We start from the raw sequence: 17,830 nt of genomic DNA, 5'->3' as shown, positions 1-17,830 counted from the left end.
CTTATTGCTCGCTGCTGTGGCCGGTAAAGTCACTTAATGCGGCGCTGGGTTTCTCCGCCCAATAGCCGTAGCGTTCATTCGAATCGCCCATAGGGTGGGCTTGCATGACCTGCCACACCAGCCCTGCAGAGTAAGCTTTACTTGACACTATGGTGAAGTCGGTACGGCTATTGTCCTTTGGGACACTGGGCCAGGCCCCCATATACCAAAGGTAAATGAGTTGTCGGCAGGCCATGGTGAAGTCAGCGCCGTTGCGCTCGCTGAGCATGGCCTCACCAATTTTTTGATCTGACAAGGGCGGTTGAACGCTTTTTAGGTCGCTGTAAGTGGCGAGAATTTTGCTGCTTAAGCCGTTACTTTGCTCATCAACCTTTTCTTGCCACAGCGGCAGGTACTCAGATTTGATATCAATAGGGTCGATTTGCGGCGCGAGTTTGCTCTCGGCAAAGCCTGTTAAAACGGCACTCAAGCCGATGAAATTATCCATTTTACTCATTACTTTTCTCCTTTGGCTTGTGCACGTTGTAGTAGGTAGGTGAAATCAGCAAAGCGGCCATTGGTCATGGCGGCATTGTTGTGACAGCCAATACAGCTTGATGACGTTTGTTTAACCTCGCCTTGTATGTAGGTTTCCAAGGTGGTATTGGCAAGAAAGCTGGGGGCTGGGGCGCCGGTTGGGTCGGTTTTACTTTTAGCGTCTGTGGGCCACTGAGTGCTCACTAGTTCGTAGTTCACCCAAACGCTTTCGGCAAAGGCGTGCTTGAGTTGGGCATGATATTTCTGGTTCAGCTTGTTGGTCGCCTCGTCAATTGCAATTACGCGTTCAACCTGCGAGGGTTGCGTATGGGGTGTGCTTGGGTCCCACGGGCGTGGCGGCGGAGTATTCACCGCAGTGCAATCATCACAGTTGGGTCGGTAATAGTTGTAGCTCTGCTTAGTTGCCGGTTGGCCTTGCGTGGGTGCATTATTAATATGCTCGAAAGTAGACCAAATCCATTGTGGGTTGCCTTCTACTTTTGTGGCGATATGAAAGCCAACTAAGCCAACTCGCTGCAATTGGCACGCAGCTTGAACTCCCTGGTTTTCGTCGGGATTGTTATACACATAGGCATCTACGGTATAAAAACGGCTGCGATCATCGCCTGGGCCCATCACTTTCCAAGCGGCTTTTATCATAATTGCGCCGTCTTTATCCTTACTGTTATCGGTAGACGGAAAGTCAGCGTCGCCTTTGAATTTATGTTGCCCTTGCTGGTTGTAGAGTTCGTTATCAACGATGTAATCGAACATCATTTTATTGGTGAGAATTTCAAAGCGCGTGTACTGGCCATTTTGGTCTATCAGTGGCCCGGTTTGAAACGGCTCACCGCTTTCATCAAGCACATTCGGAGTTTTTCCCACTTGCGACAGCACTAACGCATTATTAGGTGCATCGCACTGAGTTGGCGGCGGGTTGTGCTCTTTCCAGCCGGGCGGTTTGGCGCCGTTAGCTAAAAATATATCGCGACTTTCCTTATAGTGCTGCCATACCACAGCGTTGCCTTGTTGGCCTATGGTTTTGCTGGTATCCGGCAGACCGTCCGCATTTGCAGGCCAATTCAGAGCAATAAAGGACTGCCAAGAAAATACATCAAAGTCATGCTGTAAAGACTGCAACGTGACTGGCTCGGTGACGCTGATGTCTTTGGGTAGATGGGGGGTTAACTGTTGTGTGGGCGTTGTTTGCGCATGGCCGTTAGCAAACGTACTGAGTGCGCCAACAGTGGCAACAGCAATGAGGGGTAGCCTCATATTCAGCTCCTTGAATCAATAGGGTAATGACGGTTAACACGCACTCAGTGCCTGTTAGGTGTACTAACCAATGTAGATTCAAACGCTGGGACTTCACATTACAGTGGGTTACACCGCTAACTGATAGTGGACAACGGGCCAGTCCCCCAGTGGATCATGGTGCACATACTGGCGCTGAAAGCGCATACCTAGGCGCTTCATGACGGCGATGGAACCAAGATTTTCGGCCATCGCGATGGCGCTGAAGTAACGTATTTCTGGTTGCTGTTCAGCAAGACCATGAAGCACCGCATGAGCCGCTTCAGTGGCATAACCTTGGCCCCATGCTGAGTGTTTAAAGCGCCAACCGAGCTCAATATCGTGCCATTTTGGTGCGTCACTGAAAAAATCAAAAGGGCGCACGAGTATCCAGCCGAGATAGGCATCATCTGCGATACGGTTGACTTGCCAAATGCCCCAGCCCTTTGCAGGATTAAGGTATGCGCGAAGGCGAGGTACAAACACTTCGTTGATGCTTGCTCTGGAGGTGGGCGTTCCGCCATTAATGTAGCGCATTACCTTGGGGTCTTGGTCTAGTTCGTACAATAGCTCGGCGTCGCTAAGATCCATAAGGCGAAAGCGTAGTCGCGCGCTATTGATTAGGTTAACCATGTTCTTGCATCCTTAATTCGCTTACAATAAGCGGCTATCGTCGACCTGAGGTATGTGGTGACTAATTCTGTATTAAAACTTCGTGCGCAGCAAATTGCTGATGCCAAACGCGAATACAAAGCCCGAGGCAGTAAGCTCAGCCGTTGTGAACATTGCTTGTTAGCGCAGTCATTATGTATTTGTGCCGGGGTTGAAACGGTGCCTTGTGATGTTGCCGTGTGTTTGTTGATGTATCATAACGAGAGTTTTAAACCCTCTAATACCGGTCGGCTCATTGCCGATATCGTGCCGCAGAACTTTGCTTTTCGCTGGGATAGAACCGATCCAGACCCTGCATTATTAGCGCTATTAGAAGATAGTCGTTATCAGCCGTGGGTGGTGTTCCCGGAGCAAGGCGTTGAACCACAACGAGTCTGTACTGAGGTACAGCCTATTGAGGGCAAAACGCCTTTGTTTATTTTCCTTGACGGCACTTGGCGTGAGGCGAAAAAAATGATGCGTAAATCTCCTTATTTAGATGGTTTTCCGGTGCTATCCATTGCCCCAGAGCAGGTGTCGGACTATCGCTTACGTATTGCCCCACATGAGCATCAGTTAGGGACTGCTGAAGTGGCTATTATGGTTTTAGAGTTAGCTGAACAGCACCAAGCTGCAAGCAAGCTCGCCGAGCATTTTATTGACTTTCGCAACGCTTATCTTAAAGGTAAACGTTCTAAGCTTTAGCCCCCACAGATATTCATTTAATGGCCTGATTTTGCTAGACTCGGTGTTCCTTTTTTAATCCACTAGGGATGCCAAGCTGCGCATGAATGCACGTCTATGTTTGCTGGCCTGTGCCGTGGCTCAAAGTTTGAGTCTCAGTGCACATGCTGATGAAAGTGATATTGAAAAGATCATTGTAACGGGTGACTTTAAAAGCGAATCAATCCAAGAGCTTAGCGCTAGCGCAAGCTTGTTCTCCGAGGCCGATATTGCCTCCCGCGAAGCCAAATATTTAGATGAGCTACTTAACCAAGCTGCCAATGTGAATTTTACTGCCGGCGCGTCGCGCGGTAAGTTTGTGCAAATTCGTGGTATCGGCTTGCGTTCGCAGTTTGTTGACCCTGTTAATCCATCGGTCGGAGTGGTGATTGATGGTATTAATTACTCCGGCCTCGGCGGCGCCGCAATGCTGTTTGATGTTGACCAAGTAGAGATTTATCGAGGCCCACAAGGCACGCGTTTTGGCGCCGATGCGCTTGCGGGGATGATCCACATGGAAAGCGCTGAGCCAACCTTGGAGCCTAGTGTTAAGGTGAAGCTCGGTGCGGGTAACTACAATGCGTGGGATGCCGGTATTGCTGCAGGCACCGGGTTTGGTGAAAAAAGCAGTGTGCGCGCGAGCTTCTATCAAAATAAGTCAGACGGCTATGTTGATAACCAGTACCTTGATAACAACAGTCAAAATATTGATGAGCAAGTCGCCCGCATAAAGCTGCACTCGCAAATTACTGAGCATTGGCGTACGGAGCTCGTTGCTCATTATATGGATATTGATAACGGCTATGATGCGTTCACCTTAGATAATTCCCGTATCAGTGTGGCCGATGAGCCCGGTAAAGATACTCAAGAGAGTGTAGCTGTGGGGCTGAGCAACATCTACAGTGGCTTTAACTTTGCCGACGTGCAATTTAACTTAACCGGTTTAGACGCTGACCTTTTGTATAGTTACGATGAAGATTGGGTGTGTAATGACCCCGAGCAGCCAGCGTTGTGTTTAGAGGGCTTGCATCCCTACGCTTACAGCTCCACTGACAGTTATCAACGTGACCGTCAAGATTATACTGCAGAGCTACAACTTAGCGGTAAAGCGGGGAATTGGGTCACTGGGCTATATTACCAATCTCGCGATGTTGACTTATTGCGCCAGTACACCTGGAATGCCGGTGATTTCACATCGACCTATGACAGTGAAAATATTGCCTTATATGGGCAAATAGAAACGCCTATCAGCGACAAAACGCGGTTGGTCACGGGACTTCGCGTAGAGCGCAATGAGGGCCAATACAGTGACTCCGCTGCGGTCGTCGAGAATGTGGACGACACCATGGTCGGTGCAAAAGTGGCGCTTGAGTATCAAGTAGTGCCGAGAACGATGATTTATACCAGTATCAGCCGAGGCTACAAAGCCGGTGGTATCAATGCCGAAGCCATCGCCAAGGCCAATGATGAAGGGTTAAGCCAAGATGCTGATTTTTTCTTAAACCATCGCACTTTCGACCCAGAGTACTTATGGAATGCTGAGTTCGGCGTGAAGGGCAGCTCAGCCGATAAGCGCCTTAATTTGCGCATCACCGCGTTTTATATGTATCGCGATAATATCCAGCTAAAAGCCTGGAAAACCGAAGACCAGCAGTTCGCAGGCTACTTTGATAACGGCAACAGCGGCGAAAACTACGGCCTTGAAATTGAAGGCGAGTATGCTGTTTCTAAGCGCTTAACCTTAACGGGCAGTGTCGGTGCACTGGACAGTGAAATCGATGGTTTTGTTACCGCTGAGGGCGTTGATCAAAGTGACCGCCATCAAGCGCAAGCGCCCCATTATCAGTATGCATTGAACGCCCGTTTTGACATCACCGACGCGCTATTCGTGAACTTAGGGGTAGAAGGCAAAGACGAATACTATTTCTCAAATAGCCATAATTCAAAGTCGCCGAGCTACAACCTTGTTAATGCCAGTGTTGGCTACCAAGCCGAATATTGGGGAGTGAACTTCTGGGTGCGCAATGCCCTAGATAAAGACTACTACAATCGCGGCTTTAAATTCGGCAATAACCCAGTGAATGGTTACATCGCGCAAACTTATGTGCAATATGCCGAGCCAAGAGTTGCAGGCGTCAGCTTTAACTACGGTTTTTAGAGAGCAATAAAAAACGCGAGCCTAAGCTCGCGTTTTTTCTATTATGCTTGATAGTTCAAGCGCCGGTCACGACATTACTTCAGTAATGACTCTGTTAATACCGGGCGAATCTCTTTTACAATAGCTTTAGCGAGTTTTGGTGAACCGCAGATCACGTTACCGCTTTTCTCGTGGTTAGCACCGCCAGCAAAATCCATCACCAAACCACCGGCTTCTTTTACCAATAGTTGACCGGCAGCGGTATCCCAAGGTTTCAAACCAATCTCAAAGAAGCCATCAACACGGCCTGCCGCCACATAGGCCATATCTAACGCGGCAGAGCCTGCACGACGAATATCGGCAGTGTATACAAATAGCGATTTAAACGCTTCCATGTAGGCATCCATGTGATGCTTTTGCTTAAATGGGAAGCCTGTGGCTAGCACTGTGCCAGAAAGCTCTTTAGCGTTACTAACACGAATACGCTTGCTGTTAAGTTGCGCGCCTTGACCTCGACTTGCAGTGAAAAGCTCACCACGGATAGGATCATAAACAACGGCCTGTTCGATACGGCCTTTTACCTTTAAGGCAATAGAGACGCAGAAGTGCGGAATATCTTTAATGAAGTTAGTGGTGCCATCGAGGGGATCGATCACCCAAAGGTAGTCAGCATCAGTGCCATTATGTTGGCCTAACTCTTCCCCTATAATACTGTGGTTAGGGTAAGATTTTAAGATGGTTTCGCGAATAACGGCTTCCGCCTCTTTATCAACGCTGGTTACAAAGTCATTGCTGCCTTTTTGGCTGGCTTCTACTTTTGATAAATCTTCACAGGCGCGCAAAATCACCTTGCTTGCGTTTCGCGCAGCGCGAATCGCAATGTTTAACATCGGATGCATAGCATTACCTTTGGGTTGTAAAAGAACAATATTTCGAGCCGGCGTATTCTAGCGGTTTTTCAACTAAAGTAAATACGCGAGTAAAAATAACCTGATGATTTTTTGTGCAGTGCTGTTTTGCTTATAAAAATTTTTCAGCGGCTCTCTACCTAGGGTTATGATAAACTACGGCGTATTGTAATTTACTAAAGAATAAACACCGTACTATGGCACTTGAGAACATTCGCATCGTTTTGGTTAACACCTCGCATTCAGGTAATATTGGCTCGGCGGCTCGAGCAATGAAAACCATGGGTTTTAGTAACCTTTATCTTGTTGACCCAGCCTGTGAAATTGATAGTCATGCCAGCGCACTCGCAGCTGGTGCTACGGATGTTTTAGGGCAGGCTCAGGTGGTCGATACGCTAGAGCAAGCACTTGAAGGCTGTGTATTGGCCATAGGCACTAGCGCCCGTTCTCGCACTTTGAGCTGGCCGATGGTAGATCCTCGTCAATGCGGTGAAAAACTTGTTAAAGAGGGCGAGAGCAGCCCTGTGGCATTGGTTTTTGGTCGTGAAAACAGCGGCTTAACCAATGAAGAGTTGCAGCTATGTAATTTCCATGTGTGTATTCCGGCGAACCCAGACTACAGCTCATTGAACCTAGCCATGGCGGTACAAACTCTGTGTTATGAGACGCGCATGCAGTTTTTAGATACTCAAGAGCAAGCGGTCGAACAAGACGACAACGAGTACCCCACCAACGAACAAATGCAGCGCTTCTATGAACACTTGCAAAGTACCTTTAGCAACACCGGATTTATCATCAAACAGCACCCTGGTCAGGTGATGACAAAACTAAAACGTTTGTTTAACCGTGCCCGCCCAGAGCAACAAGAGCTCAATATTCTGCGCGGTATGCTGACTTCAGTAGATAAACAGCAAAACAACCAAGACTGATACTCAGAAACGTCACTAGAGCGCCACTATGAAGGGGCGCTCGTGCTCCCTCTATACACTGCAGGTTAATACTTGACTATTTTACTCAGGTAATTACAATGACAGTCAATACCCGAGTATTTTACTCAAGTACTTCCAGTAAATACTTGACTCTAATACTCAGGTAATTAAAATTCACACTCTTGAAGAGTATGGGGGCGATATGAAGTTAACATCCAAAGGCAGATATGCGGTTACCGCGATGCTCGATGTTGCGCTGCACACCGATGCAGGGCCCGTTCCCCTTGCCGATATTTCACAGCGGCAGGAAATCTCATTATCTTATCTTGAACAATTATTCGCTCGCCTACGTAAGCAAGGGTTAGTGACCTCTGTGCGCGGTCCAGGCGGCGGTTATTTACTAGGTAAAGAAGCCGGTGCTATTTCGGTCGGCGATGTTATCAGTGCGGTTAATGAGTCGGTGGATGCCACTCGTTGTCATGGCGCTGATGGTGGGTGTCAAAGCGGCATGCGCTGTTTGACCCACACTTTGTGGTCTGACTTAAGTCAGCGCATAGAAGAGTTTTTACATGGTATTAGTTTATCTGAGTTAGTCAGCAAATCTGACATTAAAGAAGTGGCCGATCGCCAAGATAAACAGCTTAATGATGCCATTAGCAAGTTAGAAAATATTCAAGTCAGCTGTCAACTGTAAGCAACTAGGTTGCCGTAAGCGGAGAAAGTAATGAAGTTACCGATTTATTTAGATTATGCAGCAACAACGCCGGTGGACCCGCGCGTTGCCGAAGAAATGATGCAATGCCTGACAATGGAAGGTAATTTTGGTAACCCCGCATCGCGTTCACACCGCTTCGGTTGGCAAGCGGAAGAAGCGGTCGATCAGGCGCGTCACGACATTGCCGATTTAATCAACGCCGATGCCCGTGAAATTGTATTTACTTCAGGTGCGACTGAATCGAATAACCTAGCTATTAAAGGCGCCGCTAACTTTTATAAGAAAAAAGGTAAGCACGTGATTACCGTGCGTACCGAGCACAAAGCGGTGATCGATACCTGTCGTGAGCTTGAGCGTCAGGGCTTTGAAGTGACGTATATGGACGTTGAAGAAAACGGCCTACTTGATTTGAAAAAGCTGGAAGCAGCAATGCGTGACGACACCATTTTGGTGAGCGTGATGCACGTAAATAACGAACTTGGTGTCATTCAAGATATCGCCACCATCGGTGAGATGTGTCGCGAACGTAAAATTATGTTCCATGTCGATGCCGCTCAAAGCGCCGGTAAGGTGAAAATTGACTTACAAGAGTTGAAAGTCGACTTCATGTCATTTTCTGGCCACAAAGTATATGGCCCTAAAGGCATTGGTGCATTATATGTACGCCGTAAGCCACGTGCGCGTTTAGAAGCACAAATGCACGGTGGTGGTCATGAGCGTGGTATGCGTTCGGGCACGCTGGCAACGCATCAAATCGTTGGTATGGGCGCCGCATTTCGTTATGCCAAACAGGATTTTGATAAAGACCATGCACACATCAGTGCCCTGCGTCAGCGCTTAATTGACGGCATTATGAATGACATGGACGAAGTATATTTTAACGGTGCACCGGAGCAGTCGGTTCCTGGTATTACCAACATTAGCTTCAACTTTGTTGAGGGTGAGTCGCTGTTAATGGCAGTGAAAGACATTGCCGTATCTTCTGGCTCAGCCTGTACATCAGCAAGCTTGGAGCCGTCTTACGTGCTGCGTGCACTAGGTCGTAACGATGAGCTAGCACACAGCTCGATTCGCTTCAGTATTGGTCGTTTCACCACTGAAGAGGAAATCGATTACACCGTAAAACTTATTAAAGAGTCCATTGGCCGCTTGCGTGAAATGTCTCCATTGTGGGAGATGCACCAAGAAGGGATTGATTTAGAATCGGTTGAATGGGCACATCATTAAGCCTTGGCGAATGACAAGGTAGCGAGGTAAAAGTTATGGCATACAGTGATAAAGTAATTGATCATGTTGAAAACCCACGTAACGTGGGCGTTCTAGACAAAAACGATCCCAGCGTTGCAACCGGTATGGTCGGCGCACCTGCGTGTGGCGACGTTATGAAGCTGCAAATCAAGGTATCTGATACAGGTGTCATCGAAGACGCTAAGTTCAAAACCTATGGCTGTGGTAGTGCAATCGCATCATCATCGCTGGTCACCGAATGGGTGAAAGGCAAAACCTTAGATGAAGCGGCGACTATCAAAAATACCGATATCAGTGCAGAGCTAGAATTACCACCAGTGAAAATTCACTGTTCAATCCTAGCGGAAGATGCAATCCAAGCAGCAATCAAAGATTACAAGAGCAAGCAAGACAAATAAGGCGGCAGTATATGGCAATCACCTTAACAGACTCAGCAGCAGACCGAGTTAAATCCTTCCTCGCAAACCGTGGCAAGGGCATAGGTTTGCGCGTGGGGATCAAAACCACCGGCTGTTCGGGGCTTGCCTATGTGCTAGAGTTTGTCGACGAGCTCAGCGAAGGAGATCAAACCTTCGAAGACAAGGGCGTAACCCTGATCATTGATGCAAAAAGCCTGGTATATATTGATGGCACTGAACTGGACTTCACCAAAGAAGGGTTGAATGAAGGGTTTAAGTTTAATAACCCGAACCAAAGTGGTGAATGTGGCTGCGGCGAGAGCTTCACTGTTTAATAACCAGCAGTGAGTACGCCGAAGCGGTGTGCATCGCACGTTTTTAAGCCCTACCCAATGTAGGGCTTTTCATTATAGGGTTTAACCAATGCGTTATTTTGAACTATTTTCTATTCCAGTCAGCTTTACGGTTGATTTAACCTTAATTAATGAGCGCTATTTAGAATTGCAACGTGCTGCTCACCCAGACAGACACAGTGGTGGCAGTGAGCGAGATAAACTCGTCGCCGTGCAAAAAACAGCGGAAATCAATGATGCGTTGCAAACGCTTAAGCACCCAGTAAAGCGCGCAGAGTATATGCTGGCTGAGCTTGGGGTGGATTTGCGCGGCGAACAACAGACGCTGCAAGACCCTGAATTTTTGATGCAGCAAATGGAGCTGCGTGAAGAGCTTGAAGAATTGCAATCAGCCAGCGACCCGGATGCGGCCATCGCTGAGTTTGAAAAGCATATTGCTGCCTTAGATAAGCAATACAGCAATGAACTCGCGACGCTGTTAGCGAGCGACGATTCAGCACAATGGCACAAGGCTGCAGATGACGTGCGCAAACTGAAGTTTGTCTACAAGTTACGAGACGAACTAGAACGCATTGAAGATGAGTTATTTGACTAGCGCATTAAACGAAAAGGTTTTTTAGATTACATGGCATTATTGCAAATCGCTGAGCCGGGGCAAAGCGCGGCACCACATGAACACAAACTCGCTGTGGGAATTGATTTAGGCACCACCAACTCGCTTGTTGCTACGGTGCAAAGCGGCGAGGCAAAAACCTTAGCTAATGAGCAAGGTGAGGCTATTTTACCCTCTGTTGTGCGTTATTTAGAGCAAGACGTGGTCGTCGGCACCGACGCGCAGCAACACGCTGCAGATGACCCTCATAATACGCTGATCTCGGTTAAGCGCTTCTTAGGTAAGACCCAAGCGGAAATCGAAGCCAGTTACGGCCAGCTGCCGTATCAGTTCACTGATACCAATAACAGCCTGCATATTCACACTCGTCAAGGCGATATCAGCCCAGTACAAGCTTCCAGTGAGATTCTCAAAGCATTGCGTAACCGCGCCGAGCAAAGCTTCGGCGGTGAGGACATCACCGGGGCGGTGATCACCGTGCCTGCCTATTTTGATGATGCCCAGCGCCAAAGCACCAAAGATGCGGCCCAATTAGCAGGGCTAAAAGTGTTGCGCTTACTGAATGAACCAACCGCAGCAGCGGTGGCATACGGTTTAGATTCGGGCCAAGAAGGGGTGATTGCCGTTTATGATCTCGGTGGCGGTACCTTCGATATCTCTATTTTGCGCTTAAACAAAGGCGTGTTTGAAGTGCTGGCAACCGGTGGCGACTCCGCTTTGGGCGGCGATGACTTTGATTCTTTGCTGGTGGATTACTTTAAGCAGCAGACCGGCGTTACGCAATTAACGGCCAATACCTTACGGTTATTTATCAATAAAGCCAAAGCCTGTAAGGAAGCACTGACAAGCTATGGTAAAGTGAATGTGGTATTGGAATTTGATGGTCAATCTCATACCGTTACCGTGACCCGCGAACAGTTTGCCGAGCTGGCACAGCCGCTGGTTAAGAAAACCTTACGCAGCTGTCGCCGGGCGTTAAAAGATGCCCAAATCAGCAACGAAGAAGTGCTCGAAGTGGTGATGGTCGGTGGCTCGACTCGAATGCCGGTAGTGCGTGAGCAAGTGGCAGAGTTTTTTGCCAAACAGCCATTAACCAGCATTGACCCAGATCGCGTTGTTGCCGTCGGCGCCGCGATTCAAGCCGATATTTTAGTCGGTAATAAGCCTGACTCTGATATGTTATTGCTTGATGTGTTGCCGCTGTCTTTAGGGTTAGAAACCATGGGTGGCTTGGTGGAGAAAATCATTCCCCGCAATACCACAATTCCGGTTGCACGGGCGCAAGAGTTCACCACGTTCAAAGATGGGCAAACAGCCATGTCGTTGCATGTTTTGCAGGGCGAGCGAGAGCTGGTTGACGATTGTCGTTCTCTGGCGAAATTCAGCTTAAAAGGAATCCCGCCCATGGCCGCTGGTGCAGCGCACATTCGGGTTACCTTTAATGTTGATGCTGATGGCCTACTCAGTGTGACGGCGATGGAAAAGTCCACCGGTGTACAAGCAGAGATTCAGGTAAAACCTTCTTATGGTCTATCTGATGACCAAGTTGCCGAGATGCTCACATCGTCAATGAGCAACGCTAAAGAGGACATGCAAGCGCGGATGCTTAAAGAGCAGCAAGTAGAGGCGCTACGGGTTGTTGAGGCACTAGAAGCTTCATTGGCAACCGACAGTCACTTGCTTGATGAGCAAGAGTTGAATGCGCTGCGAGCAGCCATGTCGGAGCTCACGGAAATTAGCAGTCAGGCCGATGAGCCACAGCAAATTAAACAAGCAATTGAGAAAGTTGATGCGGCCAGCAGCGAGTTCGCTGCGCGCCGTATGGATGCATCCATTAAAAAGGCTCTTACGGGCCAGTCAGTAGACGAGGTATAAGCAATGCCACAAATTATCTTTTTACCCCATGATGAATTGTGCCCCGATGGCGCGGCTTTAGAGGCAAAAGAGGGCGAAACAGTCCTTGATGTGGCACTGAAAAATGGCATCAGTATTCCCCATGCTTGCGAAAAATCTTGTGCCTGCACTACCTGTCACGTGGTGATCCGCGAAGGGTTTGATTCTTTAGAAGAAAGTGATGAACTTGAAGATGACATGCTTGATAAAGCCTGGGGACTTGAGGCCGAATCACGCCTTGGGTGCCAAGCCAAAATTCATGACGAAGACTTAGTGGTTGAAATTCCCAAATACAACCTCAACATCGTTAATGAAGAGCATTAATTTGGTTCGAACTTAATTTATGCAAAAAGCCGCTGTAATTTATCTTCAGCGGCTTTTTTGTTTTGGAGGCGCGTTATGGATTCAGCTTGGATATTTCAACACTCATTTATTGATGGGCAATGGCTAAAAGGAGAGGGGGAGTTTGCCGTAACTAACCCCGCCGATGGGAGCGAGATAGTGCGTGCCTCAAGGGTGAGCCCTTCTCAGGTAGAGCAGGCAATAACGAGTGCACAACGTGCTTTTAAAGGTCTCAAAACAACCACTGCTGAGCAGCGCAGCGAAGTACTCTACCGTTGGTATGAGTTGATTATGAAGCATCAACACAGCCTTGCTGAGCTGATGACGCTGGAGCAGGGTAAGCCGTTAGCCGAATCGCGAGGTGAGGTCGCGTATGGTGCCGGGTTTGTAAAATGGTTTGCTGAGCAAGCCAAACGTAGCTATGGTGAAATTATTCCAGCTAGCAAGCCTGAACATCGCATTAGTGTGATTAAGCAAGGCGTTGGTGTAGTTGCTGGCATTACCCCGTGGAACTTTCCCATTGCCATGATCACTCGTAAGGTTGCACCTGCTTATGCGGCGGGCTGTAGCTTTGTGCTTAAGCCCTCAGAACACACACCACTGTGCGCGTTAGCTCTGGCTCACTTGGCGCATCAAGCGGGGTTCCCTCGGGGCGCCTTTAATGTCCTGCTTAGTGATGATGCTAAAGCGGTTGGGGAGCAACTCACCACCAGCGAAGTGGTGCGTAAATTCACCTTTACTGGCTCAACCCAGGTCGGCAGCCAGCTGCTAAAACAATGCGCGAATACCATTAAGCGCACCTCTATGGAGCTGGGGGGCAACGCGCCTTTATTGGTGTTCGCCAGTGCTGACTTAGATAAGGCGGCTGATGGCATCATTGCCAGTAAGTTTCGCAATGCTGGGCAGACCTGCGTCTGCGTTAATCGTGTTTTAGCTGACGAGCGCATTGCCGACAAGTTGCTTGCCAAGTTACAGCAGCGAGTGGCCAAATTAAAGGTGGGGCCAGGCACCGAAGAAGGCGTTGATATTGGCCCACTTATTTACCCACAAGCCAAAACGAAAGTGAATGAGCTTATCGACTCGGCGCTGCAAGAAGGCGCGACCTTAGTGGGCGAGCGTCAAAGTCTTGAAGGAAATTTTGTGGCGCCAGTGTTATTGAGTAATGTTACCAGTGAGATGCGTATCAGTCGTGAGGAAATCTTTGGCCCAGTGCTCACGGTTGCCACTTTTAAAGATGAGCAACAGGCACTACAGCAGGCCAATGACACTCCCTATGGCTTAGCTGCGTATTTTTACAGTCAAGATGTAGCCCAGATACACCGGGTCGCAGAGACGCTTGAATATGGCATGGTAGGTATCAATGAAGGACTCATTTCTAATCCTGTAGCACCCTTTGGCGGGGTGAAACAGTCTGGTCTTGGCCGTGAAGGGGGGCACCAAGGGTTAGAAGAGTACCTCGAAGAGAAGTATTTGTGTCTCAACCTTGATTAACAGCTTAAGTGGGGGCGCGTGCAAACGCGCCTCATCTGGATTCCCTCCCAACTATTTGCTCAACTCCCTCAGTTATCTGTACACTCTACCTTTTGTCGTAGTAATTGGACGAATATGAGTGCAGCAACGCTAAGTTTAGTTATTCTTGCTGGCGGCTTAGGGAGTCGTTTTGGTGGCGCCAAGCAGGTGGCGGTATTGCCGGGTTTGCAAAAGACTATAATGCAATTGAGTATTGAAGACGCTTATAGGGCGGGGGTGCGCCATGTAGTATTGGTCATTAACCAACAAGTACGGGCGACGCTGTGCGAGCATATATTACCGCAATTACCAAAGGACATGAGTGTTGACTTGGTCGAGCAACATATCAGTGATGTACCAGCGGCTTATGCTCACTTAGTACATGAGCGCAATAAGCCTTGGGGAACTGGCCATGCTTTGCTATGTGCGAGAGACAAGGTGAGGGATAAAGCCATCGTGATCACCGCCGATGACTATTATGGTGAGCACGCCTATCAGCAAGTGGTGGCACACTTTGAGCACAGTGAGCACTGGGCCTGTGTTGCTTACCCGGTGGTGAGTACCTGTAGTGAGCAGGGCGGCGTGAATCGGGGGATCTGTCAGCTTAACAGCCATAATCAACTTCAACGTGTTGATGAAGTGCTTAATATTCAAAACGTTGATGACGAGCTTGTCGGCTATAATGATAAGGGTGAAAGGTTACAAATTGATTCAGGAGCGCTCGCGTCAATGACCTTTTGGGGTGTAGGGCGAGCATTATTTGATGTGTTAGCGGATAATTTCGAGCGCTTTTTGGCGCACACTGACAACGGTGTCAAAAAAGAGTATTATCTTCCCGATCAAATACAATATTGCATTGACCATCATTTGGCGACCGTTGATGTTTACCCTGCCACACAGCCCTGGCTCGGCATGACTTATAAAGATGAACTCGCTGTAATCGCAAAAAAAATAAAACAGCTCAAGGGATTAAGCAATGAGCGAAGCGGCACTCAAGATTGAACCTATGAATACAGACTCTCATGCGCAGTTATTGGCGCACCAGTTCGGCTTTGAGCCGACCCAGCTTAGTTTAAATCCCATTGGTAATGGTCACATTAATACCACCATGTTATTGAAACATGCTCACGGCGCGGTCGTGGTACAACGCCTCAATACCGATGTGTTTCCTAAGCCAGATAAGCTGGTCGCGAATGCCCGTAAAATCGAACAGCACTTGCTTAAAAAGCATCATAAACAACAATATGAGCTTGATATTATTAAACATGTAGCCACTACAGATCAGCGCTACCTACTCGATATCAACGGTGAGAAATGGCGTGCATTGGAGTTTATCGGTGGTAGTTACAGCGAGGAAGTGGTGCGCTCACCAAGCCAAGCGAGGGTCGCGGCTAATGCGTTCGGTCAATTTGCAGCAGCGCTTGAGGATTTCGACGCCGAGCAGCTTTATCCGGTGATTAAGGACTTTCATAACTTAGCAATGCGCTTGGACATGCTCGAGCAAGCGGTGCAAGCGGATAGCCAAGGGCGTGTAGCAAAGGTGGATGAGCAATTAGCCTTTTGCCAACAGCAAACCCATCTTGTGCACCAATTGGCAGAACTTGTGACCTGTGTTCCAGTGCGTCCATGTCATAACGACACCAAGATAAATAACATGCTCTTTAGCAACAAAACCGATCAGGCCAAGGCGGTCATTGACCTTGATACTTGTATGCCAGGTTATTGGTTATTTGATTTCGGTGATATGGTCCGTACCTTTTGCTCGCCTGAACCCGAAGACAGTACCGAGCTTAGTAATGTGCGGGTGCGTAAAGATATATTTGCCGCTATTGTTGAGGGTTATATTGAGCCATTAAAAGGGCTGATCACGGTACAGGAAAAACGCAGTTTTTGGCTCGGTGCGCAAGTGATGCCATTTATGATTGGTGTACGCTTTTTAACTGATTATATTAATGGCGATAAGTACTTTGCCACTAAGTACTCCGAGCATAATTTGGACAGAGCAAACAATCAGTTTGCCTTGTACCGCGATCTCATCAATAACACCGACACTCTGAAAACACTGATCGATCACGCTTAGCTTTTTGCTGTCGTCGCGTTATCTCAGCTGACGACAGCTCCAACCAGCGCGTTATTCATCCTGTTCCTTTTGCCTAGCCAACCGCTTTGCGATAGCGTGCTAGTGACGCATTTACCAAGGAATAGATTATGAAGCAGTTTAATCGACGCGATTTCATTAAGGCCGCAGGCGCGGTTGCCGCTGGGGCGGCAACCGCCTCTTTGGCTGGCTGTGCCAGTTCACAACGAGCAGTGACGCCTGCACGCCAAGGCAGCTCAGTGATCGGTTTGGTGGCACCTAAAATGGAGGTTGTTCGGGTCGGCTTTATCGGCGTTGGTCAACGAGGTTACGGCCATGTAAAGCGCATGAGTGCCATTGCAGGCACCGAAATCAAAGCCATCTGCGATACTCACCAAGAAGTGCTGGAGCGCAGCGTTGAGTTCGTTGTTAATAACGGTCAACCTAAGCCCACTGCCTACGGCGATAGTGACTATGCTTATCGCGATATGCTCGCACGCGATGACATTGATATTGTTATTATTTCTACTCCCTGGCAATGGCATGCGCCGATGGCTATCGATACCATGACAAGCGGTAAGCACGCGTTTGTTGAAGTGCCACTGGCGTTGACTGTAGAAGAAATGTGGGAGCTGGTAGATACCGCTGAGCGCACGCAAATGAACTGTATGATGATGGAAAACGTCAATTACGGTCGCGATGAGCTTATGGTGTTAAATATGGTGCGCCAGGGCGTATTTGGTGAGTTACTCCATGGTGAAGCTGCGTACATTCATGAGCTGCGTTGGCAAATGAAAGAGATCACCCATAAGACCGGCTCTTGGCGTACTGCATGGCACACCAAACGTAATGGTAACTTGTATCCAACACATGGTTTAGGTCCGGTGTCGCAATACATGAATATCAATCGTGGCGATCGTTTCGATTACCTCACCTCTATGAGTTCCCCAGCATTAGGACGTGCTGCGTATGCACAGCGCGAATTTCCCCCCGAACACTCGCGTAATCAAATGGAATTCATAACTGGCGATATGAATACCACGCTGATAAAAACCGTTAAAGGGCGCAGTATTATGGTTCAGCACGATACCACCACTCCTCGCCCTTATAGTCGTCATAATCTTATCCAAGGAACTAACGGCGTGTTTGCCGGCTTCCCTAATCGCATCGCTCTGGAGCAAGGAGGCGATAAAAGCTTCCATGAGTGGGAGTACGACATGCAGCCATGGTATGACAAATACGATCATCCCTTATGGCAAAAAATGGGTGCGCAAGCAGAGCATAATGGTGGCCATGGTGGTATGGATTTCTTGATGTTTTGGCGCATGATCTACTGTCTGCGCAATGGTGAGCCATTGGATCAAGATGTATACGATGGCGCCGCTTGGTCAGTGATCTCTCCCTTGTCTGCGCAGTCGGTGGCTAATCGCAGTGAGTCCTTAAGTATTCCTGACTTTACTCGTGGTGCCTGGAAAAGCGCCACACCATTGGGGATTGTTGGCGCTTAACCCCTCTTTAACTTCGA

The 17,830-nt window shown here is 48.4% G+C and carries 18 protein-coding genes; 14 read left to right on the top strand and 4 right to left on the bottom strand.

Annotated elements, in window-relative coordinates:
- Nucleotide 1: 1 nt before the first annotated feature.
- The 3 genes from MHM94_RS08650 to MHM94_RS08640 form a co-directional block, all read right to left on the bottom strand.
- Nucleotides 2-496, bottom strand: a complete 495-nt coding sequence (locus MHM94_RS08650; RefSeq protein WP_235419267.1) for a hypothetical protein — start codon at nt 494-496, stop codon at nt 2-4.
- Entirely contained in the window at nt 496-1,791 is a 1,296-nt protein-coding gene (locus MHM94_RS08645) for a hypothetical protein (protein ID WP_235419268.1), read from the bottom strand. The genes MHM94_RS08650 and MHM94_RS08645 overlap by 1 nt, the downstream gene beginning before the upstream one ends.
- Before the next feature lie 108 nt (nt 1,792-1,899).
- Nucleotides 1,900-2,442: a GNAT family N-acetyltransferase gene (locus MHM94_RS08640; RefSeq protein ID WP_235419269.1), complete on the bottom strand. Its 543-nt coding sequence runs from the start codon at nt 2,440-2,442 to the stop codon at nt 1,900-1,902.
- A gap of 57 nt (nt 2,443-2,499) precedes the next feature.
- On the opposite strand from MHM94_RS08640, the gene MHM94_RS08635 reads away from it, so the two are divergent.
- Together MHM94_RS08635 and MHM94_RS08630 are read left to right on the top strand one after the other, a co-directional pair.
- Nucleotides 2,500-3,165 carry a tRNA-uridine aminocarboxypropyltransferase gene (locus MHM94_RS08635; protein WP_151173216.1) on the top strand — a complete coding sequence of 222 codons (666 nt, stop codon included), beginning with the start codon at nt 2,500-2,502 and terminating at the stop codon, nt 3,163-3,165.
- Between the two features lie 82 nt (nt 3,166-3,247).
- Nucleotides 3,248-5,341, top strand: coding sequence for a TonB-dependent receptor (locus MHM94_RS08630; protein WP_235419270.1), 2,094 nt, complete (start codon nt 3,248-3,250; stop codon nt 5,339-5,341).
- 74 nt (nt 5,342-5,415) lie between these two features.
- Here MHM94_RS08630 and suhB read toward each other — a convergent pair whose 3' ends face one another.
- Entirely contained in the window at nt 5,416-6,219 is an 804-nt protein-coding gene (suhB, locus tag MHM94_RS08625; protein ID WP_022945497.1) for an inositol-1-monophosphatase, read from the bottom strand.
- A 206-nt stretch (nt 6,220-6,425) separates the two neighbouring features.
- On the opposite strand from suhB, the gene trmJ reads away from it, so the two are divergent.
- From trmJ to MHM94_RS08565, 12 genes are all read left to right on the top strand, one after another.
- Nucleotides 6,426-7,157, top strand: coding sequence for a tRNA (cytosine(32)/uridine(32)-2'-O)-methyltransferase TrmJ (gene trmJ, locus MHM94_RS08620; RefSeq protein WP_022945496.1), 732 nt, complete (start codon nt 6,426-6,428; stop codon nt 7,155-7,157).
- 202 nt (nt 7,158-7,359) lie between these two features.
- Nucleotides 7,360-7,851, top strand: coding sequence for a Fe-S cluster assembly transcriptional regulator IscR (iscR, locus tag MHM94_RS08615; RefSeq protein ID WP_022945495.1), 492 nt, complete (start codon nt 7,360-7,362; stop codon nt 7,849-7,851).
- Between the two features lie 30 nt (nt 7,852-7,881).
- A complete protein-coding gene (locus MHM94_RS08610; protein ID WP_045980587.1) occupies nt 7,882-9,099 on the top strand; it encodes an IscS subfamily cysteine desulfurase in 1,218 nt (405 codons plus the stop codon).
- A 35-nt stretch (nt 9,100-9,134) separates the two neighbouring features.
- Nucleotides 9,135-9,518 (top strand): Fe-S cluster assembly scaffold IscU, encoded by a 384-nt coding sequence (iscU, locus tag MHM94_RS08605; protein WP_022943774.1) that lies wholly within the window; start codon nt 9,135-9,137, stop codon nt 9,516-9,518.
- An 11-nt stretch (nt 9,519-9,529) separates the two neighbouring features.
- The gene (gene iscA, locus MHM94_RS08600; RefSeq protein WP_022943775.1) at nt 9,530-9,853 is read left to right on the top strand and encodes an iron-sulfur cluster assembly protein IscA; all 324 of its coding nucleotides are present in this window, start codon (nt 9,530-9,532) and stop codon (nt 9,851-9,853) included.
- An 88-nt stretch (nt 9,854-9,941) separates the two neighbouring features.
- The gene (gene hscB, locus MHM94_RS08595) at nt 9,942-10,466 is read left to right on the top strand and encodes a co-chaperone HscB (RefSeq protein WP_022943776.1); all 525 of its coding nucleotides are present in this window, start codon (nt 9,942-9,944) and stop codon (nt 10,464-10,466) included.
- A gap of 30 nt (nt 10,467-10,496) precedes the next feature.
- Nucleotides 10,497-12,359 (top strand): Fe-S protein assembly chaperone HscA, encoded by a 1,863-nt coding sequence (hscA, locus tag MHM94_RS08590; protein ID WP_235419271.1) that lies wholly within the window; start codon nt 10,497-10,499, stop codon nt 12,357-12,359.
- A 3-nt stretch (nt 12,360-12,362) separates the two neighbouring features.
- Nucleotides 12,363-12,701: an ISC system 2Fe-2S type ferredoxin gene (fdx, locus tag MHM94_RS08585; RefSeq protein WP_022943778.1), complete on the top strand. Its 339-nt coding sequence runs from the start codon at nt 12,363-12,365 to the stop codon at nt 12,699-12,701.
- 75 nt (nt 12,702-12,776) lie between these two features.
- On the top strand, nt 12,777-14,210 hold the full coding sequence (locus MHM94_RS08580; protein ID WP_235419272.1) for an NAD-dependent succinate-semialdehyde dehydrogenase: 1,434 nt from the start codon (nt 12,777-12,779) through the stop codon (nt 14,208-14,210).
- A 114-nt stretch (nt 14,211-14,324) separates the two neighbouring features.
- Complete coding sequence (locus tag MHM94_RS08575; RefSeq protein WP_235419273.1) at nt 14,325-15,230, top strand: sugar phosphate nucleotidyltransferase; 906 nt, start codon at nt 14,325-14,327, stop codon at nt 15,228-15,230.
- 4 nt (nt 15,231-15,234) lie between these two features.
- On the top strand, nt 15,235-16,308 hold the full coding sequence (locus tag MHM94_RS08570; protein ID WP_235419435.1) for an aminoglycoside phosphotransferase family protein: 1,074 nt from the start codon (nt 15,235-15,237) through the stop codon (nt 16,306-16,308).
- Between the two features lie 128 nt (nt 16,309-16,436).
- The gene (locus MHM94_RS08565) at nt 16,437-17,813 is read left to right on the top strand and encodes a Gfo/Idh/MocA family oxidoreductase (RefSeq protein WP_235419274.1); all 1,377 of its coding nucleotides are present in this window, start codon (nt 16,437-16,439) and stop codon (nt 17,811-17,813) included.
- Nucleotides 17,814-17,830 lie beyond the last annotated feature (17 nt).

It is taken from the genome of Pseudoalteromonas sp. CNAT2-18.1 (assembly GCF_022347865.1).
GTDB classification, from domain to species: Bacteria; Pseudomonadota; Gammaproteobacteria; order Enterobacterales; family Alteromonadaceae; genus Pseudoalteromonas; species Pseudoalteromonas ruthenica.
This window is presented reverse-complemented; position numbering and strand designations above follow the sequence as displayed.